The 26,422-nt window shown below is 71.1% G+C and carries 31 protein-coding genes and 1 pseudogene; 19 read left to right on the plus strand and 13 right to left on the minus strand.

The window, feature by feature from the left end:
• Positions 1–52: 52 nt before the first annotated feature.
• The 6 genes from ABZ805_RS18185 (at position 53) to ABZ805_RS18210 (ending at position 6,898) form a co-directional block, all read left to right on the plus strand.
• On the plus strand, positions 53–1,474 hold the full coding sequence (locus ABZ805_RS18185; protein ID WP_358441306.1) for a protein kinase: 1,422 nt from the start codon (positions 53–55) through the stop codon (positions 1,472–1,474).
• Positions 1,475–1,554: 80 nt separating this feature from the next.
• A complete protein-coding gene (locus ABZ805_RS18190) occupies positions 1,555–2,958 on the plus strand; it encodes a serine/threonine-protein kinase (RefSeq protein ID WP_358441309.1) in 1,404 nt (467 codons plus the stop codon).
• Between the two features lie 19 nt (positions 2,959–2,977).
• Positions 2,978–3,604 (plus strand): TIGR03085 family metal-binding protein, encoded by a 627-nt coding sequence (locus ABZ805_RS18195; RefSeq protein WP_358441312.1) that lies wholly within the window; start codon positions 2,978–2,980, stop codon positions 3,602–3,604.
• Between the two features lie 225 nt (positions 3,605–3,829).
• Positions 3,830–4,771, plus strand: a complete 942-nt coding sequence (gene dapA, locus ABZ805_RS18200; RefSeq protein WP_358441314.1) for a 4-hydroxy-tetrahydrodipicolinate synthase — start codon at positions 3,830–3,832, stop codon at positions 4,769–4,771.
• On the plus strand, positions 4,768–6,492 hold the full coding sequence (locus ABZ805_RS18205; RefSeq protein ID WP_358441317.1) for a ribonuclease J: 1,725 nt from the start codon (positions 4,768–4,770) through the stop codon (positions 6,490–6,492). The genes dapA and ABZ805_RS18205 overlap by 4 nt, the downstream gene beginning before the upstream one ends.
• A gap of 148 nt (positions 6,493–6,640) precedes the next feature.
• The gene (locus ABZ805_RS18210; protein ID WP_358441320.1) at positions 6,641–6,898 is read left to right on the plus strand and encodes a hypothetical protein; all 258 of its coding nucleotides are present in this window, start codon (positions 6,641–6,643) and stop codon (positions 6,896–6,898) included.
• Between the two features lie 100 nt (positions 6,899–6,998).
• Here the strand turns inward: ABZ805_RS18210 and ABZ805_RS18215 are convergent, their stop codons facing one another.
• Entirely contained in the window at positions 6,999–7,664 is a 666-nt protein-coding gene (locus ABZ805_RS18215; RefSeq protein WP_358441323.1) for a hypothetical protein, read from the minus strand.
• A gap of 94 nt (positions 7,665–7,758) precedes the next feature.
• Here ABZ805_RS18215 and ABZ805_RS18220 point away from each other — a divergent pair, with 94 nt between their 5' ends.
• The 4 genes from ABZ805_RS18220 (at position 7,759) to ABZ805_RS18235 (ending at position 10,997) form a co-directional block, all read left to right on the plus strand.
• Positions 7,759–8,370, plus strand: a complete 612-nt coding sequence (locus ABZ805_RS18220; RefSeq protein ID WP_358441326.1) for a helix-turn-helix domain-containing protein — start codon at positions 7,759–7,761, stop codon at positions 8,368–8,370.
• A gap of 315 nt (positions 8,371–8,685) precedes the next feature.
• Positions 8,686–8,949 carry a hypothetical protein gene (locus tag ABZ805_RS18225; protein ID WP_358441328.1) on the plus strand — a complete coding sequence of 88 codons (264 nt, stop codon included), beginning with the start codon at positions 8,686–8,688 and terminating at the stop codon, positions 8,947–8,949.
• 27 nt (positions 8,950–8,976) lie between these two features.
• Entirely contained in the window at positions 8,977–10,683 is a 1,707-nt protein-coding gene (locus ABZ805_RS18230; protein ID WP_358441331.1) for an alpha/beta hydrolase, read from the plus strand.
• On the plus strand, positions 10,680–10,997 hold the full coding sequence (locus ABZ805_RS18235; protein ID WP_358441333.1) for a hypothetical protein: 318 nt from the start codon (positions 10,680–10,682) through the stop codon (positions 10,995–10,997). Before ABZ805_RS18230 ends, ABZ805_RS18235 begins: the two co-directional genes overlap by 4 nt.
• Before the next feature lie 45 nt (positions 10,998–11,042).
• Here the strand turns inward: ABZ805_RS18235 and ABZ805_RS18240 are convergent, their stop codons facing one another.
• From ABZ805_RS18240 to ABZ805_RS18285, 10 genes are all read right to left on the minus strand, one after another.
• On the minus strand, positions 11,043–11,783 hold the full coding sequence (locus ABZ805_RS18240; RefSeq protein ID WP_358441336.1) for a DUF4190 domain-containing protein: 741 nt from the start codon (positions 11,781–11,783) through the stop codon (positions 11,043–11,045).
• Between the two features lie 438 nt (positions 11,784–12,221).
• A complete protein-coding gene (locus ABZ805_RS18245) occupies positions 12,222–12,383 on the minus strand; it encodes a hypothetical protein (RefSeq protein ID WP_358441339.1) in 162 nt (53 codons plus the stop codon).
• A gap of 453 nt (positions 12,384–12,836) precedes the next feature.
• The gene (locus ABZ805_RS18250) at positions 12,837–13,373 is read right to left on the minus strand and encodes a hypothetical protein (protein WP_358441341.1); all 537 of its coding nucleotides are present in this window, start codon (positions 13,371–13,373) and stop codon (positions 12,837–12,839) included.
• 98 nt (positions 13,374–13,471) lie between these two features.
• Positions 13,472–14,617 carry a hypothetical protein gene (locus ABZ805_RS18255; protein ID WP_358441344.1) on the minus strand — a complete coding sequence of 382 codons (1,146 nt, stop codon included), beginning with the start codon at positions 14,615–14,617 and terminating at the stop codon, positions 13,472–13,474.
• Positions 14,618–14,619: 2 nt separating this feature from the next.
• The gene (locus ABZ805_RS18260) at positions 14,620–14,901 is read right to left on the minus strand and encodes a hypothetical protein (RefSeq protein WP_358441347.1); all 282 of its coding nucleotides are present in this window, start codon (positions 14,899–14,901) and stop codon (positions 14,620–14,622) included.
• A complete protein-coding gene (locus tag ABZ805_RS18265; protein WP_358441349.1) occupies positions 14,901–15,269 on the minus strand; it encodes an SAV_915 family protein in 369 nt (122 codons plus the stop codon). Before ABZ805_RS18265 ends, ABZ805_RS18260 begins: the two co-directional genes overlap by 1 nt.
• Before the next feature lie 170 nt (positions 15,270–15,439).
• Entirely contained in the window at positions 15,440–15,628 is a 189-nt protein-coding gene (locus tag ABZ805_RS18270; RefSeq protein ID WP_358441351.1) for a DUF397 domain-containing protein, read from the minus strand.
• A gap of 99 nt (positions 15,629–15,727) precedes the next feature.
• On the minus strand, positions 15,728–15,916 hold the full coding sequence (locus ABZ805_RS18275; RefSeq protein WP_358441354.1) for a DUF397 domain-containing protein: 189 nt from the start codon (positions 15,914–15,916) through the stop codon (positions 15,728–15,730).
• A 97-nt stretch (positions 15,917–16,013) separates the two neighbouring features.
• Positions 16,014–16,202: a DUF397 domain-containing protein gene (locus ABZ805_RS18280; protein ID WP_358441357.1), complete on the minus strand. Its 189-nt coding sequence runs from the start codon at positions 16,200–16,202 to the stop codon at positions 16,014–16,016.
• Positions 16,203–16,220: 18 nt separating this feature from the next.
• Positions 16,221–17,078: a helix-turn-helix transcriptional regulator gene (locus ABZ805_RS18285; protein WP_358441360.1), complete on the minus strand. Its 858-nt coding sequence runs from the start codon at positions 17,076–17,078 to the stop codon at positions 16,221–16,223.
• A 139-nt stretch (positions 17,079–17,217) separates the two neighbouring features.
• Between ABZ805_RS18285 and ABZ805_RS18290 the strand changes: the two genes are divergently transcribed.
• From ABZ805_RS18290 to ABZ805_RS18310, 5 genes are all read left to right on the plus strand, one after another.
• Positions 17,218–17,745 (plus strand): hypothetical protein, encoded by a 528-nt coding sequence (locus ABZ805_RS18290; RefSeq protein ID WP_358441362.1) that lies wholly within the window; start codon positions 17,218–17,220, stop codon positions 17,743–17,745.
• Entirely contained in the window at positions 17,742–17,963 is a 222-nt protein-coding gene (locus ABZ805_RS18295) for a hypothetical protein (protein ID WP_358441365.1), read from the plus strand. Before ABZ805_RS18290 ends, ABZ805_RS18295 begins: the two co-directional genes overlap by 4 nt.
• A 198-nt stretch (positions 17,964–18,161) precedes the next feature.
• Positions 18,162–18,830, plus strand: coding sequence for a methyltransferase domain-containing protein (locus ABZ805_RS18300; RefSeq protein WP_358441367.1), 669 nt, complete (start codon positions 18,162–18,164; stop codon positions 18,828–18,830).
• Positions 18,831–18,848: 18 nt separating this feature from the next.
• Entirely contained in the window at positions 18,849–19,313 is a 465-nt protein-coding gene (locus tag ABZ805_RS18305) for a DinB family protein (RefSeq protein ID WP_358441370.1), read from the plus strand.
• A 213-nt stretch (positions 19,314–19,526) separates the two neighbouring features.
• Positions 19,527–20,267 (plus strand): hypothetical protein, encoded by a 741-nt coding sequence (locus tag ABZ805_RS18310; protein ID WP_358441373.1) that lies wholly within the window; start codon positions 19,527–19,529, stop codon positions 20,265–20,267.
• Between the two features lie 56 nt (positions 20,268–20,323).
• Here ABZ805_RS18310 and ABZ805_RS18315 read toward each other — a convergent pair whose 3' ends face one another.
• Positions 20,324–21,907 carry an alpha/beta hydrolase gene (locus ABZ805_RS18315; protein ID WP_358441376.1) on the minus strand — a complete coding sequence of 528 codons (1,584 nt, stop codon included), beginning with the start codon at positions 21,905–21,907 and terminating at the stop codon, positions 20,324–20,326.
• A gap of 252 nt (positions 21,908–22,159) precedes the next feature.
• Between ABZ805_RS18315 and ABZ805_RS18320 the strand changes: the two genes are divergently transcribed.
• Both ABZ805_RS18320 and ABZ805_RS18325 read left to right on the plus strand, forming a co-directional pair.
• Complete coding sequence (locus ABZ805_RS18320) at positions 22,160–22,396, plus strand: hypothetical protein (RefSeq protein ID WP_358441379.1); 237 nt, start codon at positions 22,160–22,162, stop codon at positions 22,394–22,396.
• Positions 22,375–22,539: a hypothetical protein gene (locus ABZ805_RS18325; protein WP_358441381.1), complete on the plus strand. Its 165-nt coding sequence runs from the start codon at positions 22,375–22,377 to the stop codon at positions 22,537–22,539. The genes ABZ805_RS18320 and ABZ805_RS18325 overlap by 22 nt, the downstream gene beginning before the upstream one ends.
• 16 nt (positions 22,540–22,555) lie before the next feature.
• Here the strand turns inward: ABZ805_RS18325 and ABZ805_RS18330 are convergent, their stop codons facing one another.
• Entirely contained in the window at positions 22,556–23,299 is a 744-nt protein-coding gene (locus tag ABZ805_RS18330; RefSeq protein ID WP_358441393.1) for a lysophospholipid acyltransferase family protein, read from the minus strand.
• Between the two features lie 236 nt (positions 23,300–23,535).
• Here ABZ805_RS18330 and ABZ805_RS18335 point away from each other — a divergent pair, with 236 nt between their 5' ends.
• Both ABZ805_RS18335 and ABZ805_RS18340 read left to right on the plus strand, forming a co-directional pair.
• Entirely contained in the window at positions 23,536–26,037 is a 2,502-nt protein-coding gene (locus tag ABZ805_RS18335) for a DNA translocase FtsK (RefSeq protein ID WP_358441384.1), read from the plus strand.
• Between the two features lie 144 nt (positions 26,038–26,181).
• Positions 26,182–26,422, plus strand: a pseudogene (locus tag ABZ805_RS18340) (hypothetical protein); the annotation flags it as partial.

A 26,422-nucleotide genomic window follows, 5' to 3' on the forward strand; every position in this document is an offset into this window, starting at 1 on the left:
CGCCCACGTCCGATGAGATGATCTCGACCAGGACTGACGTGGGGGAGGGTCCGTGGTGGAGCGGACGGACGCGCTGGCGCGCACCATCGGCGACCGCTACCGGGTGACCGGTGAGCTGGGGCGCGGTGGCATGGGCATCGTCTGGCGGGCGTGGGACCAGGTGATCGGCCGCGAGGTCGCGATCAAGCAGCTGCACGTGCCGGACGGGGTACCGCCCGCGGACCGCGCCGTGTTCGAGGAGCGGGTGCTGCGGGAGGCCCGCACCGCCGGGCGGCTCAGCGATCCCGGCGTGGTCACCGTGCACGACGTGCTCAGCGAAGGCGGCGGCACGTTCATCGTGATGGAGCTGGTGCAGGCCGGGACGCTCAGCGACCTCGTCGCCCGGTGCGGGCCGCTGCCGCCGGATCGGGTCGCGGACCTCGCGCGGCGGCTGCTGTCCGCGCTGGAGGCGGCGCACGCGGCGGGGATCGTGCACCGCGACGTGAAGCCCAGCAACATCATGATCGCCGACGGGACCGTGAAGCTGGCCGATTTCGGCATCGCGCAGACCGGGGACGACCCGCGGCTGACCAGCAGCGGCAGCATCGTCGGCTCGCCGTCGTTCATGGCACCGGAGCGCATCCAGGGCGCCGACGCCACTCCGGCGGGTGATCTGTGGTCGCTCGGGGCGACGTTGTTCTTCGCCGCGGAGGGCTGGCTGCCGTTCGAGCGGCGGACCACGGCCGCGACGCTGCACGCGGTGCTGCACGAGACGCCTGCGCTGACCCGCACCCAGGGCCCGCTCGGCTCGTTGATCATGGGGTTGCTCATCGCGGACCCGCGCGCCCGGTTCACCCCGGCGCAGGCCCGCGCGCTGCTGGCGGGCGAGGTGGGGACCCGGGTGCAGGCCGCGCCGACCGCGCCGCTGCGCCCCGCGCGCCGGACGCCGTGGCGCGCCGCCGCGGTGGTGGCGGTGCTGCTGCTGGTGGCGGGCGTGCTGATCGGCCGGTTCGCGCTGGTGCCGGGCCGGCCGGAGGCGGAGCTGCCGACGTTGACCTACGGGGTGGACGGCGATCTGGCCACCTTCGAAGCCAGCAAGATCGAATCCTGCGGGACGGGCGTGCCCGCGGCGGGCGCGAGCGTGCCGGAGCAGCAGGTGGGCTCCTGCTCGGAGCCGCACGACTTCGAGGTCTACACCGACGGCTCCCCGTTCGGCAGCAGTGCGAGCAGCGACACCGCCTACCCCGGCGAGGACCGGTTGGCGCGGTTCGGCGAAGCGCTGTGCGGCGCCTACTTCGGCTCGGAGGAGATCGAGCTGCCGGGCAAGGACGCGGCGCTGCGCTACGGGGCGCTGGTGCCGACCGAGCAGGCGTGGGAGCTGAAGCGGCGGACCGCGGCGGACGACGACTCCGACACCGACGACGGCGCGCAGACCGTGCTCTGCTACCTGCGCAGCACCGACGGCACGAAGCTCACCCGATCGCTCGCGAACTGACCCGGATTCGGCCGGAACGGGTGGAATCCGGCACGCGCAGTGCGATGATCGCCACGCAGGGCGATCAGGGGGTGCGGAGCGTGTCGAACGAGCGGACCATCGCGGGTCGCTACCGGTTGCTGGACGAGCTCGGGCGCGGCGGCATGGGCGTCGTGTGGCGGGCGAGGGACGAGTGGATCCACCGCGAGGTCGCGATCAAGCAGCTGCACGTCCCGGCGGGCCTGCCGGTGGAGGAGCGGGGCGTCATCGAGGAGCGGCTGCTGCGCGAGGTCCGCGCGGCGGGCCGGCTCACCGTCCCGGGCGCCATCACCGTCCACGACGTGCTCCACGACGACGGAACCACGTTCATCGTGATGGAGCTGGTACCCGGCGCGGTCACCCTCGCCGACCGCGTCGCCCGGGACGGGCCGATGTCGACCTCCGAGGTGGCGGCGCTGGCGGATCGGTTGTTGTCCGCGCTGGAGGCGGCGCACGAGGCGGGGATCGTGCACCGGGACGTCAAGCCCGGCAACGTGCTGCTCACCGGTGCGGGCGCGAAGCTGGTCGACTTCGGCATCGCGCAGGCCGTGGACGATCCGCGGCTGACCGCGACCGGGGCGCTCATCGGCTCGCCCGCGTACCTGGCACCCGAGCGCATCCAGGGTTCGGTGGCGACTCCGGCCTCGGACCTGTGGGCGCTCGGCGCGACGTTGCTGTTCGCGGTGGAGGGCCGGTCGCCGTTCGAGCGGCAGTCCACGGCGGCGACGTTGCACGCGGTGCTGCACGAGACGCCCCGGCCGTCCCGGGAGCACGGCGCACTCGGCAGGCTGATCGCGGGCCTGCTCGTCGCGGACCCGCGCGCCCGGCTGACGGTGGACGGGGCCCGCGCGCTGCTGCCGGGCTCCGCGGCGGATCCGGTGCGGGCGGTGCGGTCCCGGACCTGGCCGGTGGCGGTGCCCGCGGCGGTGCTGCTGTTCGTGGCGGGCCTGCTGCTGGGCCGGGTCGCGGGCGAGGAGCCCGCGGACGTCCCGGCCGCGGTCGGCGGTCCGTCGGCGCGGCTGCCCACGCTGACCTACGGCGGGGGCGGCGACCTGGAACCGTTCGAGATGGGCGAGGAGCACCCGTGCGCCGACACGGGGCTGGAACCGGGCGCGTCGGTCACCTCGGCGCGGTTCCGGTCCTGCTCGGAACCGCACGAGATCGAGATCTACGCGGCGGCCGACGTGCTCGGCGGCCGGTCCGGCAGCGACGTCTCCCATCCCGGCGACGCGGCGCTGGCCCGGTTCGCGGAGGGCCTGTGCGGCGCCCACTTCGCGAGCGACGCGGTCCGGGACCCGGGCGGGCTGCGCTACGGCGCGGTGGTCCCCACCCGGACGGCGTGGGAGGCGAAGCGGGTCACCTCGTTGGACGGCGACCCGTCCAACGACCGGGGAGCGCAGGTCTCGTACTGCTACGTGCGCAGCGCCGACGGCACCCCGCTGACGACCTCGGTCACGCAGAGCTGAACCCCGGTAAGCTGTCCGCATGGGAGTGGCCAACGACGAACGCCGGGAACTCTGCGACCTGTTCGACCAGGTCGGACCGGATGCGCCGACGCTGTGCGGCGAGTGGACGACCAAGGACCTCGCGGTGCACCTGGTGCTGCGCGAACGCCGCCCGGACGCGCTGGCGGGCAAGTTCGTGAAGGCGCTCGCCGAGCGCGGCGACAAGGTCGAGCAGGAGCTGCGGGAGAAGCCGTGGCCGGAGCTGATCGGCACCGTCCGCGAAGGCGCGCCCAAGTGGAACCCGCTGGCGATCGGCGCCGTGGACGAGGCGGTCAACGCCGCCGAGTTCTTCGTGCACCACGAGGACGTGCGCCGCGCCCGGCCCGGCTGGCAGCCGCGCCCCGCCGACCCGGAGCGGGAGGAGGCGCTGTGGAAGTCGCTGGGCAGGGTCGCGAAGGTGTTCTACGGGCGCAGCCCGGTCGGCGTGGTGCTGCGCCGCCCGGACGGCACCGAGATCGCCGCGAAGCGCGGGCCGCGCACGGTGCGCTTCAGCGGTGAGTCGAGCGAGCTGCTGCTGCACGCGTTCGGGCGCAAGCAGTCGCGGGTGGACATCGACGGCAACGACGCGGACGTCCTCGCCGTGGAGGACCTGCGCCGCTCGTTCTGAGCGCCCGGCCCGGCGCGGAACCGCCCTCGGTGGTCCCGTGCCGGGCCGTTTTCGCGCGGTAGCACGGGAAATCCGCCTGCGGTTGCGCTGATCAGCAGGAATGCGGCCGGTGTCCGCCCGCCGCGACCGCCGGGTTTCCGCGATCTTCGGCGCGGGCCGGGCCCGGTACCGGTGGTGGCCGATGCGGCGCGCTGACCAGTGGGCTCACCAGGTAGCGTCAGGGCCATGACCGTCTGTCCCACCGCCACTGAAGGACGGCCGTTCGGCCGGGTCCTGACCGCCATGGTGACGCCGTTCGACGCGGACGGGAAGCTCGACCTGGCGCTGGCTCAGGAGCTCGCGACCTACCTCGTCGACCACGTCGGCAACGACGGCCTGGTCGTCAACGGCACCACGGGCGAGAGCCCGACGACCAGCGATGACGAGAAGGAGCGGTTGCTGCGCGCCGTCGCCGAAGCGGTGGGGGACCGCGCGACGGTGGTGGCGGGAGCGGGCACGAACGACACCGCGCATTCGGTGGAGTTGGCCCGCACCGCCGAGAAGGCCGGCGCGCACGGGCTGCTCGTGGTGACCCCGTACTACTCCCGCCCGCCGCAGGAGGGGCTGCTGTCGCACTTCACGACGGTGGCCGATGCGACGGAGCTGCCGGTGATGCTCTACGACATCCCGCCGCGCTCGGTGGTGCCCATCCACACGGACACGTTGAAGCGGCTCGCGGAACACCCGCAGATCAAGGCCGTCAAGGACTCCAAGCACGACCTGTGGGCGGGCAGCGAGGTGCTGTCCAACAGCGACCTGGCCTACTACTCGGGCGAGGATCCGCTGAACCTGCCGTGGCTGTCGGTGGGGGCCGTCGGCTTCGTCAGCGTCATCGGGCACGTGGTCGGCGACCGGCTGCGCAAGATGCTCGACGCGTTCGAGGCGGGCGACATCGCCGCCGCGCGCGAGGTGCACGTCGGGCTGATGCCGGTGTACCGGTCGATGAACTTCGTCGGCGGCGTGGTGTTCTCGAAGACGGCGATGCGGTTGTGCGGCTACGAGACGGGGCATCCCCGGCTGCCGCTGCCGCAGGCCACCGACGAGCAGGTGCGGGTGATCACGAGTGATCTGTGGGACGCCGGTCTGGTCCTGGTCAATCCCGACGCCGCAGCAGAGGTGACGCGTTGAGCGCTCGCGCAACAGCTTCCGAACACCAGCCCGTGACCCCGACGGCCTCGGCGCCGCCACCGGCGCTGCCCGAGGGCGGCCTGCGGGTGACCGCCCTGGGCGGCATCGGCGAGGTCGGCCGGAACATGACCGTGTTCGAGCACGAGGGCAAGCTGCTCATCGTCGACTGCGGTGTGCTGTTCCCGGAGGACGACTCGCCCGGTGTGGACTTGATCCTGCCCGACTTCGGGGCGATCGAGAACCGGCTGGACGACGTCGAGGCCCTGGTGCTCACGCACGGCCACGAGGACCACATCGGCGCGGTGCCGTTCCTGCTGCGCCTGCGGCCGGACCTGCCGGTGGTGGGCTCGAAGTTCACGCTGGCGCTGCTGGCCGCCAAGTGCAAGGAGCACCGGCAGGACCCGGTGCTGGTCGAGGTCACCGAGGGCCAGCACAGCAAGCACGGCGTGTTCGACCTGGAGTTCTTCGCGGTCAACCACTCGATCCCGGACGCGCTGGCGGTCGCGATCCGCACGTCCGCGGGCGTGGTGCTGCACACCGGGGACATCAAGCTGGATCAGCTGCCGCTGGACGGCAGGCTCACCGACCTGGCCGGGTTCTCCCGGCTGGGCGACGAGGGCGTGGACCTGTTCCTGGTGGACTCGACGAACGCCGAGGTCCCCGGGTTCGTGACGCCGGAGCGCGAGATCGGCCCGGTGCTGGACCGGGTGATCGGGAAGGCGACGCAGCGGCTGATCGTGGCCTGCTTCGCCAGCCACGTGCACCGCGTGCAGCAGGTGCTGGACGTCGCCGAGCAGCACGGCCGCAAGGTGTGCTTCGTGGGCCGGTCGATGGTGCGCAACATGGGCATCGCGAACGACCTGGGCATCCTGCGGGTGCCGCCGGGCCTGCTGGTGGAGCTGGACGAGGCGCTGGCGATGCCGGAGCACCTGGTGCTGTTCGTCTCGACCGGTTCGCAGGGCGAGCCGCTGTCGGCGCTGTCCCGGATGGCGCGCGGCGAGCACAAGCAGATCCGGATCCGCGCCGGGGACACGGTGGTGCTGGCGTCCTCGCTGATCCCGGGCAACGAGACCGCGGTGTTCGGCGTGGTGAACGGCCTGGTGCGGCTGGGCGCGGACGTGGTGCACCAGGGCGGGGCGAAGGTCCACGTCTCGGGGCACGCGTCCGCCGGTGAGCTGCTGTACCTGTACAACGCCGTGCGCCCGAGCAACGTGATGCCGGTGCACGGCGAGTGGCGGCACCTGCGCGCGAACGCGGAGCTGGCCCGGTTGACGGGGGTTCCGGCGGAGCGCGTGGTGATCGCGGAGGACGGCGTGGTCGTCGACATGGTCGACGGCATCGCGAAGGTCTCCGGCCGCGTCGAGGTCGGGCACGTCTACGTGGACGGCCTGTCGGTGGGCGACGTGGGCGAGTCGACGCTGTCGGACCGCCTGGTGCTGGGCGAGGGCGGTTTCATCTCGATCACCGTGGCGGTCGAGGCCGCGACGGGACGGGCGGTGTCCAGCCCGACGATCTCCGGGCGTGGTTTCTCCGACGATCCGAAGGCGCTGGACGACGTGGTGCCGCTGGTGGAGATGGAGCTGGCCCGCACCGAGTCGGAGGGCATCACCGATACGCACCGGATCGCGCAGGCCGTGCGCCGGGTGGTCGGCAAGTGGGTGGCGGACAAGTACCGCCGCCGCCCGATGATCGTCCCGAACGTGCTCCCGGTCGATTCCTGATCGGCTCCCGCACCCCGGTCCCGGCTCTGGTGCCGGAACCGGGTGCGGGGTATCCCCGCGGGCAGCGGCCCGCGGTCCGCGGCGACCGCTGTGCCCTGCACTTTTCCGCATCCTGATCCGGACAGGTTCCAGGAAAGGGGTCGACATCATGATGAAGAGGTTCACCACGGCCGCGGTCTTCGCGGCGGCGGCGCTGCTGGCCGCGCCCACTGCGGCTTCGGCCGTGGCCGCGCCGGTGTCCCAGGTGCTGGACGCACCGGCGGGGGTCGGGGTGCTGGGCGACGACAAGGGCGACGGCGGCTGCGATCCGGAGTCCTCGAAGGAGCCCTGCGGCGGCGACACCTGCGACCCGAGTTCGTCGAAGGAACCGTGCGGACGGGTTTTCGTCCTGGGGCGGGTCGGTTGATCGCTCGACCGTAGTGCGCGACGCCTCGAGCCGTTCCCGGCTCGGGGCGTTCGTCGTTGCGGGGAACGCCCCGAGCCGGGGAACGCCCGCCTGCGCGGGGTCAGCTGCCCGCGCCGTCGAGCAGCCAGTGGTGGCGCATCCGGAGCGCGCGTTCGGTGCTGGCCAGCGCGGCGCCGATGGTGAGGGCGGTGTTGAGCCACACCGGCAGGTGCACCGGCGAGACGAAGATCCCGATGTTCTCGGCGATGGGTGGGATGCGGGAGATCGGTTCGGCGACCTGGAGCGCGAGCAGCACGACGCCGATGACCAGCAGCAGCACCGAGAGGTGGCCGAGCGCGCGGCTGGTGGCCGGGTGATCGCGTTCGAGCTGGGCGCGGCGTCCTTCGGCGGATTTCGGGTCGGGGAAGAGCAGCTGTTCGGCGCCGGCGGTCGTGACGTAGTGGCAGCGCTTGAGGCCTGCGCGGCTGACCGCGACTTCGATGGTGCCGCCTTCGACGGGGAAGGCCGCGGGAACCTTGGAGGTGGCGTGGTGCCGACCGTCGCGGTACAGCTTCGCCTTGATCTCGCCGGTGTTCACGTCCCCGCCGAGCCGGACGTCGACGGCGTACTCGGTCCGGTCGTCGAGCCGGTGGTAGCGCAGTGAGCGGCTGAACTGCTGCCACCAGCGGTAGGGCTTCACGGGGTGCCCGTCCCCGTCCTCGATCCGCTTCGCCGCGCGTTGCCGCCGCCACTCCTCGAACATGCCCGCCCCTTCACCTGGAAACACCTGTAACACGCTGTACTAGAATGTACGGACGGAAGCTAGCACAGTGTGTTAGAAAAGGGCTAGCACGGTGTACCAGTACAGTGCGGGAGTGGGCATGGACGAGGGGAACGACCCGGTGCTGAGCACCCGGCACCGCATCCTGGTGGCCGCGGCGACGATGCTCGGCGAGGACGCGGCGGCTCGGCTGAGCGTGCGGGCGGTCGCGGCGCGGGCCGGGGTGAGCGCGGGCTCGCTGCGGTACCACTTCCCGACGCAGCGCGACCTGCGCGATGCGGTGCTCGCCGGGATCTACGGCCTGGTGGCCTCGGACGACGCGATCCACGACCGCTCGGTGCCGCCGCGGGACCGGCTGGTCGCCTGCCTGCGGCAGGTGCTCGCGCCGGTCGGGGCGGGGCAGGAGGCGCGGGCCGCGTTCGGGAAGGTCTACGAGGGCTTCATCGCCCCCGAACCGGACGAGCACGTCCGGGCCGCGTACCTCGGCATGGAGCGCGAGGGTCGGCGGCGCACCGAGTACTGGTTGTCCGTCCTGGTCGATGAAGGGGTGCTCGCGGCGGGTGATGACGAGCGGCGCGCGAGGTTCCTGATGACGGTCCTCAACGGCCTGTCGATGGAGCGCGCGCTCCCCGCCGAGGACTCGCTGCCGCAGACCGAGACGGACGCCTTGTACCTGGCCGTCGATGCGGTCCTGGATCCCCGGAGCGCGTGAGCCGCCGATCGATGGCTAGAATATTCCTGGATTTCTTTCCGGTTGTGCTATTCCGAGTGGAATTCGGTTCAGGTAGATATTCCGGCGAGATGGGCGAGATCCTCCGTTCGTGGTCGGGTGTGCGAATCGGTTGCCCTGATCGACGGATTGACCGACGTGGTGGATCGACCGCGCGTAGTGCCGAACGCTGATCAATTGATCTGCGGAGTCAGCGGTACCGGCTGATCGTGTGATGAGTAGATATCCGCTATGGTGAAATCCGGCGCTTCGCTACCTTCGAATCCAATGGCTCTCCGGCTTGTCGAGGGGTGCACCATGGGATTTCGAGTCGACCCGGACGTGATCGACCGGTTGGCGTTCGACCTGCACGGCTCCACCGCGGGAATGGTGATGACGAGTCCGCCGCCGGAAGCGGATGCGGGTCCGTCCTCCGCTGCGGTGACCGCGCTGATCGCAGAGCTCGTCCGTGCCGCGGCCGGAGCGCTGGAGGTCGCGGAGCGGACCTCGGCGGGGCTGCACGCGAACGGCTCCGCTTACGCCGCGGTCGACGCGGACAACGAGCGGTTGTTCCACCGCTGAGGATTCGAGCGATCGTTCGGGGGAACGATGAGCCTCAACGTTTTCACCGCAGGTGACCCGGAGTCGCTTCGCCGAGTGGCCGAATCCATGGGGCGGTACGCGGCGGGTGTCGACGATGTCGCTTCCGGATGGTTCCGGACCCGTTCCGAATCCGAATCGGAATGGGAAGGGGCCGCGTCGGAGGCGTTCCGCTCGGCCGCGACCCGCAACGGGCGGGACATCGTCGAATTGGCCGAGCTCTGCGCGAACCTGTCGCGCGTGTTGCACGTCTTCGCCGATGATCTCGACACGGTCGGGGCGCGGATGCGGCAGGCGGAGGGGATCGCGCACGAGGCCGGGTTGATCGTGTTGAACGCGACGATCCACCCGCCTGGTGCGTCGGTGGGGCTCCCGGAGTCGAGCCTGCCGGGCACATCGCCACCCGTGGATCCGCGGAAGCAGGCGGCTTACGCGGAAGCCGCCCAGACCGTCGCCGACGCGCGCCGGCTGGAAGCCACCGCCCACGAGAGGCTGCTGGCGGGACTGCGCGCGAACGGCGCGGGGCTGGAAGCCATCGGCTTGCACGCGGAGTGGGGCGAAGCCGCGGCGACGGCGACCAGCCCGGCGGCGATCGGCCTCGCGGGGATGGCGAGGGCGCTGGACGACTGGGCGGCGGGCGCCACCCGCGCGTTGGTGGAGAAGGCGGTGCTCGGTGGTCCGCACGCGGTGCACGGGATGTGGTCGGCACTGACCTCCGCGCAGCGCACCGATCTGCTCGACCGCTTCCCGGAGCTGGTCGGACGCACCGACGGGGTTCCGGTGGTGGCGCGGGATTCGGCGAACCGGGCGTTGCTGGCCGGGCGACGAGCTGATCTGCTCGGCAAGGTGGGCGAGTTGCGGGCGCTGGTCGAGACGACGCGGTCCGCGCCCGGCGGCAGGCCCGCCGCGCAACTGGCGCGAATCCGGGAGCTGCGGGAGACGGTGCACTTCCTCGACATGATCGACGACCGGTTGACGGGCCCACCGGAGAAGTACCTGCTGGGCGTCGACACCACCGCGCACGGCCGGGGGACGTTGATCATCGCCAGCGGGAACCCGGACACCGCCCGGCACGTCGTCACGAGCGTTCCCGGAACCTACTCGGACCTCGACGGGGCGAAGGACGCCCTGGAGCGCGATGAACGCCTGCGCCTGCTGGCCGAACGGCACGCGGGCGGTGCACCGGTGGCCGCGGTGACCTGGGTGGGGTACGAATCGCCGAACGATCTCGGTTCCGCCGGGCAGGACGGGTTCGCGGTCGAGGCGAAGGGTGAGCTGGCCCGGTTCCAGGAGGGCCTGCGCGCCACGCATGAGGGGGAACCCGGCCACAACACCGTGCTCGGGCATTCCTACGGCTCGACGGTGGTCGGTTACGCGGCGCGGGACCACGGGTTGGCGACCGACGAGATCGTGTTCCTCGGTTCGCCGGGCGTCGGCGTGGAGCACGCGCGGGAACTCGGCGTGCCGCCCGAGCACGTCTGGTCCGGCACGTCCGGCCGGGACGCGATCGACTCGTGGACGCCGTCGCTGGATCCGCGGGACTTCTTCGACGGCGAGGACGACCACTGGTTCGGGATGAACCCCTCCGATCCGCACTTCGGCGCGCGCTCGCTGGAGACCGATCCGGGCGGGGGTCACACGGACTACTGGGACAGGCGGACGTCGCTCGAATCAATGGCTCGCGTCGTCGCGGGTGTGGAGAAGGGACGTCCGTGAAGACCACGAGAGCTGAGCGGTTGCGGATCCTCGGCGCGGTGTTCGGGCACGTGGTCGGCTGGGCGCTGTTCGCGCTGGGCGTCGCGGCGTGGTGCGTGGTCTTCCCGGTCACCGTGCGCGGCTTCGGCGGCAGCGAGATCGAGCGGAACCTGGCGACCCTCTGGGTGTCGATGTACGCGGTGCTGGCGGGAGCGGGCACGGCGGTGCTGATCGGGGTCCTCACGTGGCGGCGGGTGCTCGCGCGGATCGTGCTCGGCGTCTGGGCCGTGCTGTTGTGCGCCGCCGTGCTCGGGGTGGCGTTCGGCGGCCGGTGATCACCCCGCCCGATAGGGGCAGGGCGAGGTGATCGGTGGTGCGGCTCAGAAGTCGCCGTGGAAGTAGGCGGTGTCCGCTGCGTAGTGGCTGGGCGCGACGGAGATCCGCAGGTCGCCCTGCTCCGGCGCGACGTCGAAGATCCGGGTGATGGTGAGGGTGCCGCCGGGCTGGACCTCGGCGTTGACGAACGACCGGTCCTCCAACGAGAACTGGGCGGGCCGTCCGCCGTGCGTGGCGGTGATGTTCCAGAACATCGGGTTGATCTCGTCGGTCGTGCCGTTGGTGATGGTCAGGTCGACCGCGACGGCGCGGGAGCCGGAGTCGTGCAGGTACGGGTTTCCCTGGTGCTCCTTCGGTTCGGCGACCTGCACGGATTCGCCGCCGCGCCAGGTGTGGGTCTGGCCGAAGCCGAGTTCGATGACCTCCGGGGCCGGGTCGTCGGCGGCGGGCACGGCGTCCTGCTGCGCCGCGACGCCCGCGGACTCGGACTGCTTCGCGGCCTCGTTCACGGCGGAGCCGAACAGGCCCACCCAGGCGAAGCAGATCACCAGCCCGATCCCGGCGAGCACGGTGCCGGTGATCGCCATGCCCTGGTTGTTCGCCAGGCCGTTGCGCGCCCGGATGATGCCGATGACGCCGAACACGAGCCCGAGGATGCCCAGCGGCCAGGCGATCAGGCCGATGATCGGGATGAACGAGAACAGCAGGGCGAGCAGACCGAGGACGAACCCGGCGGTGCCGAGCCCGTTCTTCGGGGTCGTCGGCGGCGGGACCACTGCGGACATGGGATTTCCTCCGGGGAGAACGTGCGGAACGAGTGACGCCGGCGCGCACGCCGGAACGTCGAGTCCGCAAGATCGTTCCCACCCGGAGACCGCGCTGTCCGCGCTTCTGCGAAAGGTCACCCGGAGGTGTGGTTCTCGCCTGAACTGCGTGCTCGGTGTCGTCCGGCATTTCCGCCGTGGATGCGCCGACCGCTGACGGGAGATCAGAATCGGCCGCTGAAGTACGCGGTATCGGTGGCGTAGGAACGCGGTGCGACGGAGATCCGCAGCTCACCCGGCTCGGGTGCGACTTCGAAGATCCGGGTGAAGGTGAGGGGGCCTCCGGGTGGGATCTCGACGTTGAGGTAGAGGGGGCTCTCGTTCGACGCGGGGCAGACGTTGCCGGAGCGACACGCAGGACGCGCTCGATCTGGGGCTGTGACCGTCTGCTCGCGGCGATCACCGGAGTTTCAGCAGGTCCAGGGCGCGGCCGGTGGCGGTGGCGGGGCCTCGGTGCACGGAGTGTGCGATCCCGTTGTAGACGAGGTCCCACAGCGCGCGGTTGCGCTGGATCTGGTGCAGCGGAGCGCGGGCGGAACCGCCGTATCCGTCGGTGAGCACGAGCCAGGGCTCGTAGTCCTCGGCGGAGGTTTCGATGTCGATCCGCAGCAGCTCTTGTAGAGCCGGACGTACGTGGTGCGGCTGCTCGCGAACCAGTCGGCTCCGGCCGAGTACCCCTCGCTGCGGCCACGGAGGTAGAACGGGACGGCAGCGGCGGCGGGGATCAGCCATAGCCACCAGGTCCGCGCCCATTCGAATCCCCAGTCGAGCCAGCAGTAGCGGAGCACACCGAGCACGCTCACGAACAGGCCCGCTTTGAGTAGGCCGGTGTCCATGCCGTGGCACCACGCCAAGATCGGTCCTTCGCCCGGCGGCGCGGGCGGGAAGCGCGCGAAGGTGCGTCGAGTGCGTCCCTCGGTCCGCCAGGTGACGAGTACCGGCGCTTGCGGCAGGCGCGGCAGTCCGGTGGCTGGATCGGGTTTGCGCGCGGGGAGTGTGGCCGGGCCTGTTCTGTCACCGCAGCCGCAGCTTGTCGAGCGCGAGTTCGTTCGCGGTGGCGGTGCCGCTGTTCACCGAGTGGACGATGCCGTTGTAAACGAGGTCCCACAGTGCTCGGTTCTGCTGCGCTTCGCGCAGTTTGACTCCGGCGAAACCACCGCGCCGATCGGTGAGTTCGAGTACCCATGCGTCTACGCCCGCAGGGTTCGTGATGGTGACCTTCGTCAGCTCGTAGAGCTGCACGTGACGTCTGCGGCTGGTCGCGAACCAGTCAGCCCCGGCCGAGAGACCCCCACCGCGGCTGTAGAGGTAGAAGATCGGGACGGGGGCGAGGACGAATGCCCACAGGCCCCAGCTGGTGATCCAGTCGAATCCCCAGTCTTTAAACGACAGGAATGCGGCGATCAGGAAGGCGACGAACAGCCCGGACTTGATGCCGTTCGAGCTCGACTCCTGGAACCATTCGAGAACTGGGCCCGCGCCGCGTGGTGCGGGCGGGAAGCGCGCCCGTGCCGGGTCCCGTTCGCCGGGCTCTTGCGGACTGATCACCACGGGTGCGCGAGGTGGTCGTGGGGTTCCGGTCGTCACATCCGGTCGAGGTGCTGCTTGGGGCACTGGGCCGTTTTCCTTCCTGGACGGGGGAACGGAGATCAGTCGAGCAGATTCCATCCTTCGTCGACCAGGATGCCAACCCCGATGCCGATGATCGCTCCGCCGACCGCTCCGACCGGGCCACCGATCATGGCGCCCGCGACGGCGCCGGAGACCAAGGATGCTCCACCGGAAGCGATCGCCTGCGTCGGATCTTTCCCGTTGTCGATGTCGTAGTACACGCCCGCACCTGTGAAGAGGACGCCCGCGACGGGGATGCTCTTGCCGAGCTTGGTCGATCCTTTGAGTAGCCAGTTGCTCGGAGTCGGAACCCGTTCCGGGATGACCTTCTGGTCCAGGCTCGAACTCAGCCAACGGGGCACGTGCTTCTCGATGGACGCCGCGATCCGAGTCGGGTATGCCTCAGCCAGTGCACTGGCGTGAGCCGTGCTCCGTTCAGCGGCTATTTGCGCTGCGGTGAAGCGGCCGGTCGCGCTCATGCTGGTGTTCTGAGCCAACTTGGAGGCGAGCTCGGCGGCAGGCTTGACCTGCTTGGCGACCTGCGTCCATGTCGAGGTTCGAGCTGCGATCGCAGCGGTGAGCCCCGTCGACACATCCCCCAAGCTCAGGCCGAGCTTGACCGGGTCGATGATGCCCGCGATGGAGCGGACGACGACGTTCTGGGAGTTGGTCTCGGTCTTCTTGGCCTGGGCGACGGTGTCGGCGGCTTCGCGGTAGGCCGTGATCTTGCGTTGATAGTCGGCCATGGCTGCCAGGGCGGCTTCGTGGCGTTGTGCTTGCCGCTGGGTGGCGGAGCCGTCGGGTGGGAGCGGCGTCGGTTCGGGCGGTGCCTCACCGGGCGGCTGGATCTTGAAGCCGTGGATCGTGAGGCCGCCGTCGAGGGCGGCGTCGCGGGCGCGCTGCATCTGGGCGCGTGCGGTGCGGAGGTCGTCGGCGTGAATCTCCATCGCGGTGCACACCTCGGTGACGGCCTGGACGGTGTCGCCCGCCATCCGCGCTCCCTGGAAGGCGACGTCACGGAACGCGTCGCCCGCCGCGCCGGCCCAGCCCGCTTCGGAGGAACCGCGCGCCCGGAGGTAATCCTGCTCGGCGTGCTCGATGTTCGCCGAGGTGTCGCGCAGCCACTGGCATGTCGCGGTGAAGCTCTCCGGGTCGCCCTTGATCTCGGTGTCGAGTTCGTCCACGGTCAGCCCCCGGAGTGCGCGCGCTTCAGGTTGAGCGCCTGGTCGTAGTCGATCGTCTGGTAGTCCGCGCGGCCTTCGGTGACGGCCTGGCCGAGCCCGCCCGCACCGGCGGCGACGTTGCCGATGCCTTCGCACAGCAGCTCCAGCGTCGCGGACAGCAGCTCGGTGATGTCTCCGGCCTGGGGTTGTGGCGGGGCAGTGGCGCCCGCGTCGAGATCGGTCTCCGCGTTGCGCAGGGTCGTGGCTACCTGTTCCAGAACCTGGGGTTCGGCTTCGACACCCATCAGTGGGACACCTCGTCGCGGCGCTGCTCGGTGGGCACCGACACGTCCCAGAGGATCTGCCCGGCGCCGCAGCGCCGCTGGAGATCGGGCACCGAGGTTTCCTCGACCGCGATCCACGGCTGAGCTTCGCCGCATCCCGTGACCAGCGCCTCAAGCGTGGTGAACGCGAGCATCGCCGTCGTGCCGTCGGTGAGCGCGCGCAGTTCGAGGGTGACCGGTTGGTTTCGGTCGGTGATCCGCTCGGCGGGGAGGAACGCCTGCCGTGGTGGCTGGTCGTCTTCCGCGTCGTCCGGGAGCTGTTCCGCTCCGAAGACGGCCGGGGCCTCGTTCTCGTGCTCGCGGAGGACGTGCGCGTCGCCGTACACCATTCGCCACCTTCGCCGTTGTCCATCGATCACGTCCGGCGGGACGGTACCGAACGGGCGAGAAGGTGGAGAGAGGGAAACTACTCACCGTCTGATCGGAGCAGTTCGGGGTGGGGAAGCGGGCCGTCCCGCCGTGTGGGTGGTGGGACGGCCCGCAGGTCTTTCCGGAGCGGTCAGGCCTTGAGGGTGTTGAGGAAGGCCGACCAGGTGGTGCGGTTGAAGGTGAGGGTTCCGCCGTTGCGGTCCTTGGTGTCGCGGACCCCGGCGCCGCCGGGAGCTAAGGTCACTTCAACACATTCGTTCTGCGAATTGCTATAGCTGCTCGTGAACCAGGTGGCGCCGGTCAGGTCGCGGTCGTTCATGGTGGCCTCTCGTTCTGCACGAGCTCGGCGGGTCGAAACTGCGGTGGTGGGGCGGGCCGTCCACCCGCACGAGGAAGGGGCGGCCCACGGCTCCGGGGATCAGGCCTTGAGGGTGCTGAGGAAGGTCGACCAGGTGGTGCGGTTGAAGCTGAGGGTTCCGCCGTCGCGGTCCTTGGTGTCGCGGACCCCGGCGCCGTCGGGGACTAAGGCGACCTCGACGCATTCGTTCTGCGTCTTGCTGTAGCTGCTCTTGAACCAGGTGGCACCGGTGAGGTTCTGCTCGGACATGCTGGCCTCTCGTTCAATGCGAGCTCGGCGTGCTGGACCTGACATCGGAGGCGGGCCGCCCATCCTCGCGAGGTAGGCGTCCCGCCTCCCGGGGAGGTCAGTCCTTCAGCGTGCCGAGGAAGGCCGACCAGGTGGTGTGGTTGAAGGTGAGTGTTCCGCCGTCGCGGTCCTTGGTGTCGCGGACCCCGGCGCCGCCGGGGATCAGAGCCACTTCGACGCATTCGTTCTGGGTCGGGCTGTAGCTGCTCTTGAACCAGGTGGCACCGGTGAGGTCGCGCTCGGTCATGCTGGGACTCCTCGTTCACTACGAGTACTGCTGTCCCACCGATCGTATGAGATCTTGCGACTCCTTCGGGCCGAGCGCAGCTGCTTGCAGTCGACTCCACAACCGGTCGTACATCGCCACCGCGTCTTTGTCATCCAAGTAGCGAGCGTCATCGAAGCACTCGACGTATACGAACTCGAGGGATGACGAGATCCCCGAGGTCGGGATCTGGAGGATCGTGAAGTCGTACGAGATTCCGCCGGTCTGGGTAGCCGCGTCGAACGGCATGACCTGAATGTCCACGTCGTCGCGCTGCGCGGTCTTCTCCAAGTGGCTGAGCTGCTCGCGCATGACGGCGTCGTCCCCGACTTTCCTGCGCAAGCAGGACTCCGAGAGGATGAACCGCATGACCGGTGGTTCCGTCCGGTCCATGAGGTTCTGACGTTCCTGGCGTGACTCGATCACGCGGTCCACGCTGCCGTCGTCGGCCCTGACGGAACCCGGGTGCAGCGCTCTGATGTAGCTCTCGGTCTGGAGGAGTCCCGGCACGATCTCGGTCTGCGCGTGCCGGATGCTCTCCGCGTCCGTCTCCAGATCCACGTACATCCGGAACCATTCCGGGAACACGGCCCGGTACCCGGTCCAGCGGCCGCGGGTGCTGCGGGTGCGGGCGAGCTCGAACATCCACTGCATGTCCGCCGGGTCCACGCCGTAGAACTCCAGCAGCAGTTTGAGATCGCCCTTGGTGATGCCGCCCTGGCCGAGTTCCAGCCGGGAGATCTTGCTGTCCGCGCAGTCGAGTTCCTTCGCGGCTTCGTGCTGCTCGAATCCGGCTTTCTGCCGTGCGTGGCGCAGCTCGTTGCCGAGCTGGAGCCGCCGCACCGTCGGTGTCGCCATCCCGCCTCCGTCGTGATCTTCACTGGCCGGATCAGTCTCCCGCGATCAGCAATCGCAGCGGAACTACACGATCAGGCGACTAGCTAAACCGCATTTGCATAAATAGTTTTGCGTCAACATTGATCGACAGGGGGTTCGGATGTCCTCGACGCAAGGCCCGCTCGTGCTGGTGCTGATGGGGGCCACGGCCGCGGCGCCGTGGCTGGCGCTCGCGCTCGACTCGCGCACCGTCCGCGCGAGGCTCGCCCGCCGCAAGGCTCGGCGCACCCTGCGCGCCGCCGGATTCCGCGCCGTGCCGGGGAGAACCGCATCGATCACCGAACTCCCGGCGGGGCGTGCACCGGCGCGACAGGGCTCGGCCGGCAGCGGGGGTGCGTCCTCCGGCAGGAGCGCGGTCGCGGCCACCAGCGGAGGCGCGTCCTTCGACGGGAGTGCGGCCGGCCGGGATTCGGCCACCGGCGGGGGCGTGGTCGTCCGGCGGGCCTCGGCCATCGGGCGGCGCTCGGCGCTCGGGCGCGCCACCGCGGTCACGCCGCTGTTCTCCTCCACAGTGGACGAAGGGGGTCCGGGTGGCCGAGTCCCCGTCGTCGCCCCGCCCGACGAGGTCTTCGTCAGCGTCGGCGCCGTCATCGCGCTCGCCGACGAACCACCGGGGCTCGCCGCGTGAGCCACGAGCGGCAACCCGAACGCCACTTCTGGCTGCCCGTCCCGGATTCCGGCGACCTCGTGCGGCACGCGTTCCGCGGCCGGCGCTGGGAGAACCAGCCCGCCGAGGACTCGGTGTGCGGGCGGCGGCTCGCGATGGCCCAGCCCTGCGAACTCGACTGGTGCCGCGCGCCCACCTGCCCCGACTGCAACGACACCCTGAAGAGCGAGCGGCCCTGACCGCTCCCGCGCACTCCCGGGGCGAGATCCCCTCTCCGACCCCTCGCCCCGGGACGCCCGGCCGGTGCGGCGACCTCCCCGACAGCCCACCGGCCGGGACGGGGGTCTTCGCGGTGGGTTTTTGCCGGGGTGGCAAGGAATCGTGCGGAGGGCGCGCTCCCGCGGTGAGACTGGCGTCCACCGATGAGAGGGGCACCGATGAGCAGCACCGACGCGCACGAGTTCTGGGACGGCGTGTACGCCGCGCGGGCCGAGCAGCCGCAGCCGCAGCCGAACCTCCGGCTCACCGAGATCGTCCCTGGACCCGGATTCCCTGGACCCGGACCCGGACCCGTCCCCGGCCCGGGATCCGGCGACGCGCTCGACCTCGGGTGCGGAGGCGGCGGCGACGCGCTGTGGCTCGCCGAGCAGGGCTGGCGGGTCACCGCCGTGGACATCTCCGCCGTCGCCGCCGACCGGCTCACCGCGCTGGCGCACGACCGCGGGCTCGGCGACCGGCTCACCGCCGCGCGGCACGACCTCGGCGGCGGGTTCCCGGCGGGCGAGTACGACCTGATCTCCGCGCACTACCTGCACACCCCGTTCGACCTCGACCGGGCGAGCGTGCTGCGCGCCGCCGCGCACGCGCTGCGCCCCGGCGGGCTGCTGCTGGTCGTCGACCACGGGTCGACCGCGCCGTGGTCCTGGGACCAGAGCCCGGACCTGCGCTACCCGCCGCCGCAGGAGGTCGCCGACGGCATCGGCCTCGACCCGCGGACCTGGACGGTCGAGCGCGCCGACTCACCGCGGCGCACCGCCACCGGACCGGACGGCAGCACCGCCGAACTCACCGACCACGTGCTGGTGATCCGCCGCGCCGACGGCTGAACCGGGAGGACCGACCGCATGTCCCGCGACACCCCGCCACCCCGGACCGGTGCCGGTGAAGCCGAAGTCCTGCGCGGATTCCTCGGCTACCTGCGGACTTCGCTCGCCGCGAAGGTCGACGGTGCCCCCGAACCGCAGGTCCGCACCGCGGCCGTGCCCAGCGGCACCAACCTGCTGGGGTTGCTGAACCACCTCACCCACGTGGAGGCCGCGACGTTCCTCGGCGAACGTGTCCACGACTGGCAGGCCACGTTCCACGCCGCGCCCGGCGACGACGTCCCCACCGTTCTCGCCCGCTACCGGGACACCGTGCGGCGCGCCGACGACGTCCTCGACGGGTGCGAGGACCTCGCCGCACCCCTCCCGGGGCGCTCCGGGCCCAGCGTCCGCTGGGCGCTCACCCACCTCATCGAGGAAACGGGGCGGCACGCCGGCCACGCCGACATCATCCGCGAACAGCTCGACGGCAGCACCGGACGCTGAGCACGGAGCAGCGCACTGGGCCGAACGCGGCGGAACCGATCCGCCGGACAGTCCTGTGCGCTGCTCTTTTCGTGTCATGACGGGGAAAAGTGGTGATCTTCGCGGCCGGTCCCGGAACAGTGAGCGCCGCGCTCCCGCGAGCATGGCGCGGGAGCACCGGATCTCGTCGACGCCGCCCGGAGATCCGCGCGGACGGCACACCGAGGGGTGCTCATGTTCCGACTCGGCAGGGCGCTGCCCGCACTCGCGGCAGCCGGACTGCTCGCCGCCACCGCGTGCGGCGACGTCGATGTACCACCGCGCGACCGGGACGGCCTGCTGCTGCGGGTCCACGCCGAACCACCGCAACCCGTCCGCGGGGCCATCCCCGACTACAGCCTCTACGGCGACGGCACCGTGATCACGCCGGGCGCCCCGGTCGGCTCGCTGCACCCCTTCGTGGCGAGCCACCTCCAGGACGCCGAAGTGGACGCGCAGTACCGGGCCGCGCACGAAGCCGGGCTCGCCGCGGACGAGAGGCACGGCGACGCCGCGGTCCCCGACAGCACCAGCGTGCACGTCGACCTGCGCTCCGGCGGCGCCGTGCACCGCACCGAGCTGGTGTTCGCCGACCGGCCGTCCGGGCCACCGGAACTCGTCGAGTTCGTGCAGGAGCTGCGCGACACCCGGCCCGCCACCCCGGTTCCGGCAGTGGACCGGCTGGCCGTCATCGCCTTCGACGCCGATGGCGAGCCCGGCGGACGACCCTGGCCGTTCCCGCCACCCGTGCACGGATCGCGCGTGCCCGGCGGCCGCTGCACCGTGCTCACCGGCGGCGACGCGACCACCGCGGCCGCCTGGGCGCGGGAGGCCGATCCCAGCACCCGGTGGGGCAGCGGTGGCATCGGCTTCCGGCTGCTGTTCCGGCCGCTGCTGCCCGACGAGATCGGCTGCACCGACCTTGACCCGAGCTGACCCGGAGGCGGACGTGCCCTCCGCCCGGCGCGGGCGGAGGGCACGCGGTCACCGGATCAGCGCCAGCGGTGCAGGGCTTCCTGCAGGATCCGCGGCTGCTCCGGGCGCTTCGGCCCGGCCGTCGCCGCGTCCTCCGGCGTCGGCTGGGGCAGCGGCTCGCAGGTGACGTCCGGCCCCGCGCCGGGCTTGCGCTCCGGCAGCGCACCGGTCGTCAGGTACTCGGCGATCCGGTCGTCCACGCAGGCGTTGCCGGACAGCGAACCCGAATGCGTCGTGCCACCCGGCAGGCTGATCAGGCTCGCGCCGGGGAAGCGCTTCCGGGCCTCCAGCGCGCCGGGGAACGGGGTCGCCGCGTCCAGTTCCTCGCTGATCAGCAGCGCGCCGTCGACCTGCCCGCCGTCCACGTCCACCGGCTGCCCCGCGGGCGCCGCCCAGTTCCGGCAGGACGCGTTGTACCAGGCGTTCGCCCAGGTCTCGAACGGTGCCTTCGCGTGCGTCGCCCAGTTGTCCGCCTGCCAGCGGGCCCACTCCCGCGGCCACTGCACGTCCGTGCACTGCACCGCGTTGTACACCGCGAAACCGTTGTCGTCGCCGGGCGTGTTCGCCGCGTCGTAGATGTCCACCAGCGGCTGCCAGTCCCCGTCGTGCACCCAGCCCGCGAACGCCTTCGCCCGCTTGTCCCAACCGGTCTGGCCGTAGCCCGCCGCCAGGAACAGGTCCGTCCACTCCGACGAACCGATCTCGCCGCCCGCGGGCTGCGCCTCCAGCTTCGCGCGCTCCGCGTAGAACAGCCGCTCGACCTGATCGCCCGTGGTGCCCAGGTGGTACACCGAGTCGTAGCGGGCCACCCAGTCGAAGAAGATGCCGATGTTGCGGTCGAACGCCACGTCCTGGTTCAGGTTCGCCTGGTACCAGACGTCCGCCGCGTTCACCACGCCGTCCAGCACCACGCGGCGCAACCGCTCCGGGTGCAGCGTGCCGTACACCTGCGCCAGGTAGGTGCCGTAAGAGAAGCCGTAGTAGTTCAGCCGGTCCTGGCCGAGCGCCTTGCGGATGCTCTCCATGTCCTCGACGGAATCCGTCGTGCGCATGTGGTCCAGCAGCTCACCGCCGGTGTTCCCGCACGCAGCCGCGTAGCCGTCGGTGCGGGTCAGCCACGCCCGCTCCTTCTCCGGTGTCGTCGGCAGGTAGTCCGGCCTGTTGTGCGCGAAGTAGCCCGGATCGCAGGACAGCGCCGGAACGCTCGACCCGACGCCGCGCGGATCGAAACCGACCCAGTCGTAGGCCGCGCCCGCGCCGTGCGGAACCGATTCGCCCAAGCCCGCCAGGTACAGGCCGGAACCACCGGGACCACCCGGGTTCAGCAACATCACGCCCTGGTACTGGTCTTCGGGCACGGTGTGCCGCACCCGGGACACCGCCAGCGAGATGTGCTCCCCGCCGGGATTCGCGTAATCCAGCGGGACGTCGAGCATTCCGCATTCCGCGCCCGCCTCCTGCAAGGATTCGTCCTCGCACGGACCCCAGGAAACGGGGGCGGGTTCGAAAGAGGGATTCGGTGCGGCGGAAGCCGCCGGTGCGCACAGCAGGCTCGCGGCCAGCAGGCCGGTCACCGCGGTCGCGGTCGCTGATTTCTGCACTTCGGTCCTCGATGTCCGTTTCCGGCGTCCGCCGTGGATCGCCGACCGAGCCAGTCTGCTCAGCGGACTCGCATTCCACCAGCCGTTCCGTGAAACAGCCCGATCACGTCCATTCCCAGTGAACGCGCCGCGGACCGGAACCGAGTGGAAATGCGCTCCCGCGGTCCGATCCCGGTGAATACCGTGCTCGCGAACCGAGCTGGAGGAGGAACCGCGCCGGAGCCGGTCGCGCCCGAACACCCCGGACGAGCGATGCTCGCCCGCTGGAAGTCCGCGCCCGCGCCGGTGTGGCCGGCACAGGTGATCCGGCTGGTGGGGGTGGCGGTGCCCGCAGGCTTCTTCCTGATCGCGTTGATCGTGGATCCGCACCCGATGGTCGTGGTCTTCTCGATCCCGGTGCTGCTGCACGCCGCGCTGGTCGTCCCGCCCGCGATCATGCTGGGGACCGGTGCCGCTGGGCGCGGATCATGCTCATCGTGCTGGGCGTGATCAACCTGGCGAGCACCGGCTTCGGCAACGCGACCGTCATGCTCGGCCGGTTCTGGGGGCTGCCGCTGGTTCTCGCGGCGACCACCGTGCTGCTGGTGCTGCCCTCGACCCGCGAGTTCTGCAGGCGACCGGTCGGCGCGTGACGGCGGGGGCCGCGAACTACGGCCGCCAGGGGCTGCGCTGGTCGGTGACCGGGCGGGTGGGGTCCTCGTGGCTCGGGACGTCCGGCTCGTCCGCGCGCAGCGGGATCAGGCCCGCGGTGATCGCGCGCATGATGCGGTCGCGGGCGCGGCGGGCGTCGCCGGGGCGGTGCGCGGACAGGTCGCTCAGGTCCACCGGGTTCCCGAAGTGCACCTGCAGCACCGGGCGCCGCCGGATCGCCGCGAACCACGAGGACAGCAGCACCCGCACGTCCCGGGCGCTCTCGACGCGCAACATCCCGTAGCACATGGCCTCGTGCGCACCCCACTGGCTGACCGGGATCACCGGCGCCGACGAGGCCAGCGCCATCCGCGCCACGCCCGTCTTGCCGCGCTCCGGCCACAGGCCGGGCTCCAGGCTCAACCGGCCCTCCGGGTACACCAGCACCGGGCGGTGGTCCGCTTCCAGGGAACGCACCACGTCGTCCAGCGCCTCCGCCGCGTTCGCCTTGCCGCGGTTCGCCCGGATGTGCCCGCACCGCCGCAGCATCGGTCCCAGCACCGGCGCTTCGAACAGGCCGCCCGTCGCCAGGAACCGCAGCGCCAGCCGCCGGTGCCCGCACGCGGCCATCAGCACCAGCGCATCGATGTTGCCGATGTGGTTCGCCGCCAGCAGCAGCGGCCCGCCGCGCAGCTCGTCCGGCACGTCCCCGGTGACCCGCAGCCGACCCGTCAGCAGGACCAGCGCCCGGTCGATCCGCAGCAGCACCCGCCACAGCAGCGGTGCCTGCGCGAACGAGCGGGCGCGGGACCGCCGGGACGCGCGCGCGGAACGCGGGCTCGGCTCCAGGGGACCAACGGGCTGGGCGACCATGACGACAGAGGATGGCACAAGCACCGACCGAAGGAACGCGGGACGGGAACATCCGAGGCAGATCGCCCGTGTGGCCGCTGTGCCGCCTGTGACGGGAGGTGCCCCGTCGAGATAACGTGAGACCCATGGCGGGCCGGACCACGAGCGGTGCCCAGCGCAAGAACCAGTCACAACCAGGTTCGAGGAGCCGGGCCCAGAGCTCACGACGAAGCTCAAGCGGCACCACGGGTGCGAAGAGCGGCAAGACCACCTCCGGCGGAGGTGGCGGCCGCGGCTCCACCCACGCGCCGCGCCGCGCCCCGGCGAAGAAGAGCACCCCGCAGCGCGGTCAGCCCCGCGTCGGCGGCGTGCTCAGCCGCGCCAAGGACATCGACCCGGCGCACGGCCGCACCGGGCTCGCGATCATCGCGCTCGCCGCCGCCGTCATCACCGCCGCGGGCATCTGGTGGCACGCGGGCGGACCCGTCGGGCAGTGGCTCGACTGGGGGCTGCGCTTCGTCATCGGCGACGCCGTGCTGGTGCTGCCGGTCGTCGTCGCCGGGGTGGCGGTGTTCTTCGCGAGCACCGACCACAACCCGGAGGCGCGGCCGCGCGTGGTGCTCGGATCCGTGCTGCTCGCCCTGAGCGCGCTCGGCGTGCTGCACATCGCCGAAGGCGCGCCCGGCGACTGGCTGGTCTGGCCGGAAGCCGGGGGAGTGCTCGGCTTCCTCGCGGGCGGGCCGCTCGCGCAGGGCCTCACCGGCTGGGTCGCGGTGCCGGTGCTGGTGCTCGTCGGCCTGTTCGGGTTGATGCTGCTCACCGACACCACGCTCGCCACCCTGCGCACCAAGCTCCTCGGCAGGCCCGTCGAGGACGGCGAACCGCTCACCGAAGAGGTCGAGCCGGAGACGGTGAAGCTGCGCCGCCCCTCCCGCCGCCGCCAGAGCTCCACGCCCGTCGAGGACGAGGACACCGGCACCGCGCCCAAGAAGGGCAAGGGCGGCACCAAGAAGATGCAGCAGCTCTCCCTCGACGACGTGCCCGAGGAAGCGCCCACGAAACCGCGCGGCAAGAAGGCCGCCGAAGTCCCCGCCGCCGCCGAAGCACCCGAGGAACCGCCCGCCGACAGCGGCAAGCTCACCATCAGCCGCGCCGTCGAAGGCGACTACAAGCTGCCGCCGCTCGACGCGCTCACCGGCGGCGACGCGCCCAAGACCCGCAGCAAGGCCAACGACTCCATGATCGAGGCCATCACCGCGGTCCTGGAGCAGTTCAACATCGACGCGCAGGTCACCGGCTTCGTCCGCGGCCCCACCGTCACCCGCTACGAGGTCGAGCTCGGGCCCGGCGTGAAGGTCGAGAAGATCACCGCGCTGACCAAGAACATCGCCTACGCCGCCGCCACCGACAACGTGCGGCTGCTCGCCCCCATCCCCGGCAAGTCCGCCGTCGGCATCGAAGTGCCCAACAGCGACCGGGAGATGGTGCGGCTCGGCGACGTGCTGCGCTCCACCACCGCCTCCGGTGACCAGCACCCGCTGGTGATGGGCCTCGGCAAGGACATCGAAGGCCACATGGTCACCGCGAACCTGGCGAAGATGCCGCACCTGCTGTGCGCGGGTTCGACCGGTTCCGGCAAGTCCAGCTTCGTGAACTCGATGCTGGTGTCGCTGCTGGCGCGGGCCACACCGCAAGAAGTCCGGATGATCCTCATCGACCCGAAGATGGTCGAACTCACCCCTTACGAGGGCATCCCGCACCTGATCACGCCCATCATCACCCAGCCGAAGAAGGCCGCGGCCGCGCTCGGCTGGCTGGTGGACGAGATGGAACAGCGGTACCAGGACATGCAGGCCAACCGGGTGCGCCACATCGACGACTTCAACGCGAAGGTCCGCTCCGGCGACATCACCGCCCCGCCCGGCAGCGAACGCGAGTACCGGCCGTACCCGTACATCCTCGCCATCGTCGACGAGCTCGCCGACCTGATGATGACCGCGCCGCGCGACGTGGAGGACGCGATCGTGCGGATCACGCAGAAGGCGCGCGCCGCGGGCATCCACCTGGTGCTGGCCACCCAGCGGCCCTCGGTGGACGTCGTCACCGGCCTGATCAAGACGAACGTGCCCTCGCGGCTCGCGTTCGCGACGTCCTCGCTCACCGACTCGCGGGTCATCCTCGACCAGCCGGGCGCGGAGAAGCTGATCGGCATGGGCGACGCGCTGTACCTGCCGATGGGCGCCGGGCGGCCGCAGCGCGTGCAGGGCTCCTTCGTCAGCGACGAGGAGATCCACCGCGTCGTCTCCTACACCAAGGAACAGGCCGAACCGGACTACACCGACGGCGTCACCGCGGCGAAGCCGGGCGAGCAGAAGGAGGTCGACTCCGACATCGGCGACGACCTCGATGTGCTGCTGCAGGCCACCGAACTCGTCGTCACCAGCCAGTTCGGCTCCACCTCCATGCTGCAGCGCAAGCTGCGCGTCGGGTTCGCCAAGGCCGGGCGGCTGATGGACCTGCTCGAATCGCGCAACGTCGTCGGACCGTCCGAAGGATCCAAGGCGCGCGACGTGCTCGTGAAACCCGACGAACTCGAGAACGCGCTGTACTCGATTCGTGGCGGACCGCCACCGGATTCCGAGGAGTGAGCTGACGGCCCCGCCGAATTCCGGCGGGGCCGTCGTCGTTCTCGCGGTGATCTTCCTCTCCGAAACGGTCTCGACAGGTGCTTTTCACCAGCACGACACCGCCGTTCAGGGGAGTGGTGGAAATGTGCCAACAGGGTTCACGCCGTGATCACCGTCGGATATGTTCTGCGCCGCTCCTCGATCGAAGGGTTCGCGATGAACGGCAAGAAAGCACGAGCCGGTGCCGCCACCGCGCTGTCGGTGCTGCTGCTCGCCGGCTGGTACCAGGCGAGCGCCTGGGCCGATCCGCCGGCGACCGACCCGGTGCCGATGGACATCTCGAAGGGCGAGATGTTCCGCCAGGGCGGCAGCAGCTACCCGAGACTGGTCCGGCTGGAGAACGGCG

Origin of the sequence: Saccharopolyspora sp. NPDC047091 (assembly GCF_040643635.1) — a bacterium.
Taxonomy (GTDB): Bacteria; Actinomycetota; Actinomycetes; order Mycobacteriales; family Pseudonocardiaceae; genus Saccharopolyspora_C.

Excerpts from the sequence above, each read along its gene's own strand:
- ABZ805_RS18325 (WP_358441381.1), top strand. The coding sequence starts at position 22,375 with ATGCTCATCGTGCTGGGCGTGATCAACCTGGCGAGCACCGGCTTCGGC.
- ABZ805_RS18210 (WP_358441320.1), top strand. The coding sequence starts at position 6,641 with ATGATGAAGAGGTTCACCACGGCCGCGGTCTTCGCGGCGGCGGCGCTG.
- dapA (WP_358441314.1), top strand. The coding sequence starts at position 3,830 with ATGACCGTCTGTCCCACCGCCACTGAAGGACGGCCGTTCGGCCGGGTC.
- ABZ805_RS18285 (WP_358441360.1), bottom strand. The coding sequence starts at position 17,078 with ATGGCGACACCGACGGTGCGGCGGCTCCAGCTCGGCAACGAGCTGCGC.
- ABZ805_RS18260 (WP_358441347.1), bottom strand. The coding sequence starts at position 14,901 with ATGGGTGTCGAAGCCGAACCCCAGGTTCTGGAACAGGTAGCCACGACC.
- ABZ805_RS18305 (WP_358441370.1), top strand. The coding sequence starts at position 18,849 with ATGTCCCGCGACACCCCGCCACCCCGGACCGGTGCCGGTGAAGCCGAA.
- ABZ805_RS18280 (WP_358441357.1), bottom strand. The coding sequence starts at position 16,202 with ATGACCGAGCGCGACCTCACCGGTGCCACCTGGTTCAAGAGCAGCTAC.
- ABZ805_RS18275 (WP_358441354.1), bottom strand. The coding sequence starts at position 15,916 with ATGTCCGAGCAGAACCTCACCGGTGCCACCTGGTTCAAGAGCAGCTAC.
- ABZ805_RS18335 (WP_358441384.1), top strand. The coding sequence starts at position 23,536 with ATGGCGGGCCGGACCACGAGCGGTGCCCAGCGCAAGAACCAGTCACAA.
- ABZ805_RS18230 (WP_358441331.1), top strand. The coding sequence starts at position 8,977 with ATGAGCCTCAACGTTTTCACCGCAGGTGACCCGGAGTCGCTTCGCCGA.
- ABZ805_RS18300 (WP_358441367.1), top strand. The coding sequence starts at position 18,162 with ATGAGCAGCACCGACGCGCACGAGTTCTGGGACGGCGTGTACGCCGCG.
- ABZ805_RS18240 (WP_358441336.1), bottom strand. The coding sequence starts at position 11,783 with ATGTCCGCAGTGGTCCCGCCGCCGACGACCCCGAAGAACGGGCTCGGC.
- ABZ805_RS18225 (WP_358441328.1), top strand. The coding sequence starts at position 8,686 with ATGGGATTTCGAGTCGACCCGGACGTGATCGACCGGTTGGCGTTCGAC.
- ABZ805_RS18220 (WP_358441326.1), top strand. The coding sequence starts at position 7,759 with ATGGACGAGGGGAACGACCCGGTGCTGAGCACCCGGCACCGCATCCTG.
- ABZ805_RS18270 (WP_358441351.1), bottom strand. The coding sequence starts at position 15,628 with ATGAACGACCGCGACCTGACCGGCGCCACCTGGTTCACGAGCAGCTAT.
- ABZ805_RS18310 (WP_358441373.1), top strand. The coding sequence starts at position 19,527 with ATGTTCCGACTCGGCAGGGCGCTGCCCGCACTCGCGGCAGCCGGACTG.
- ABZ805_RS18320 (WP_358441379.1), top strand. The coding sequence starts at position 22,160 with ATGCTCGCCCGCTGGAAGTCCGCGCCCGCGCCGGTGTGGCCGGCACAG.
- ABZ805_RS18195 (WP_358441312.1), top strand. The coding sequence starts at position 2,978 with ATGGGAGTGGCCAACGACGAACGCCGGGAACTCTGCGACCTGTTCGAC.
- ABZ805_RS18290 (WP_358441362.1), top strand. The coding sequence starts at position 17,218 with ATGTCCTCGACGCAAGGCCCGCTCGTGCTGGTGCTGATGGGGGCCACG.
- ABZ805_RS18265 (WP_358441349.1), bottom strand. The coding sequence starts at position 15,269 with ATGGTGTACGGCGACGCGCACGTCCTCCGCGAGCACGAGAACGAGGCC.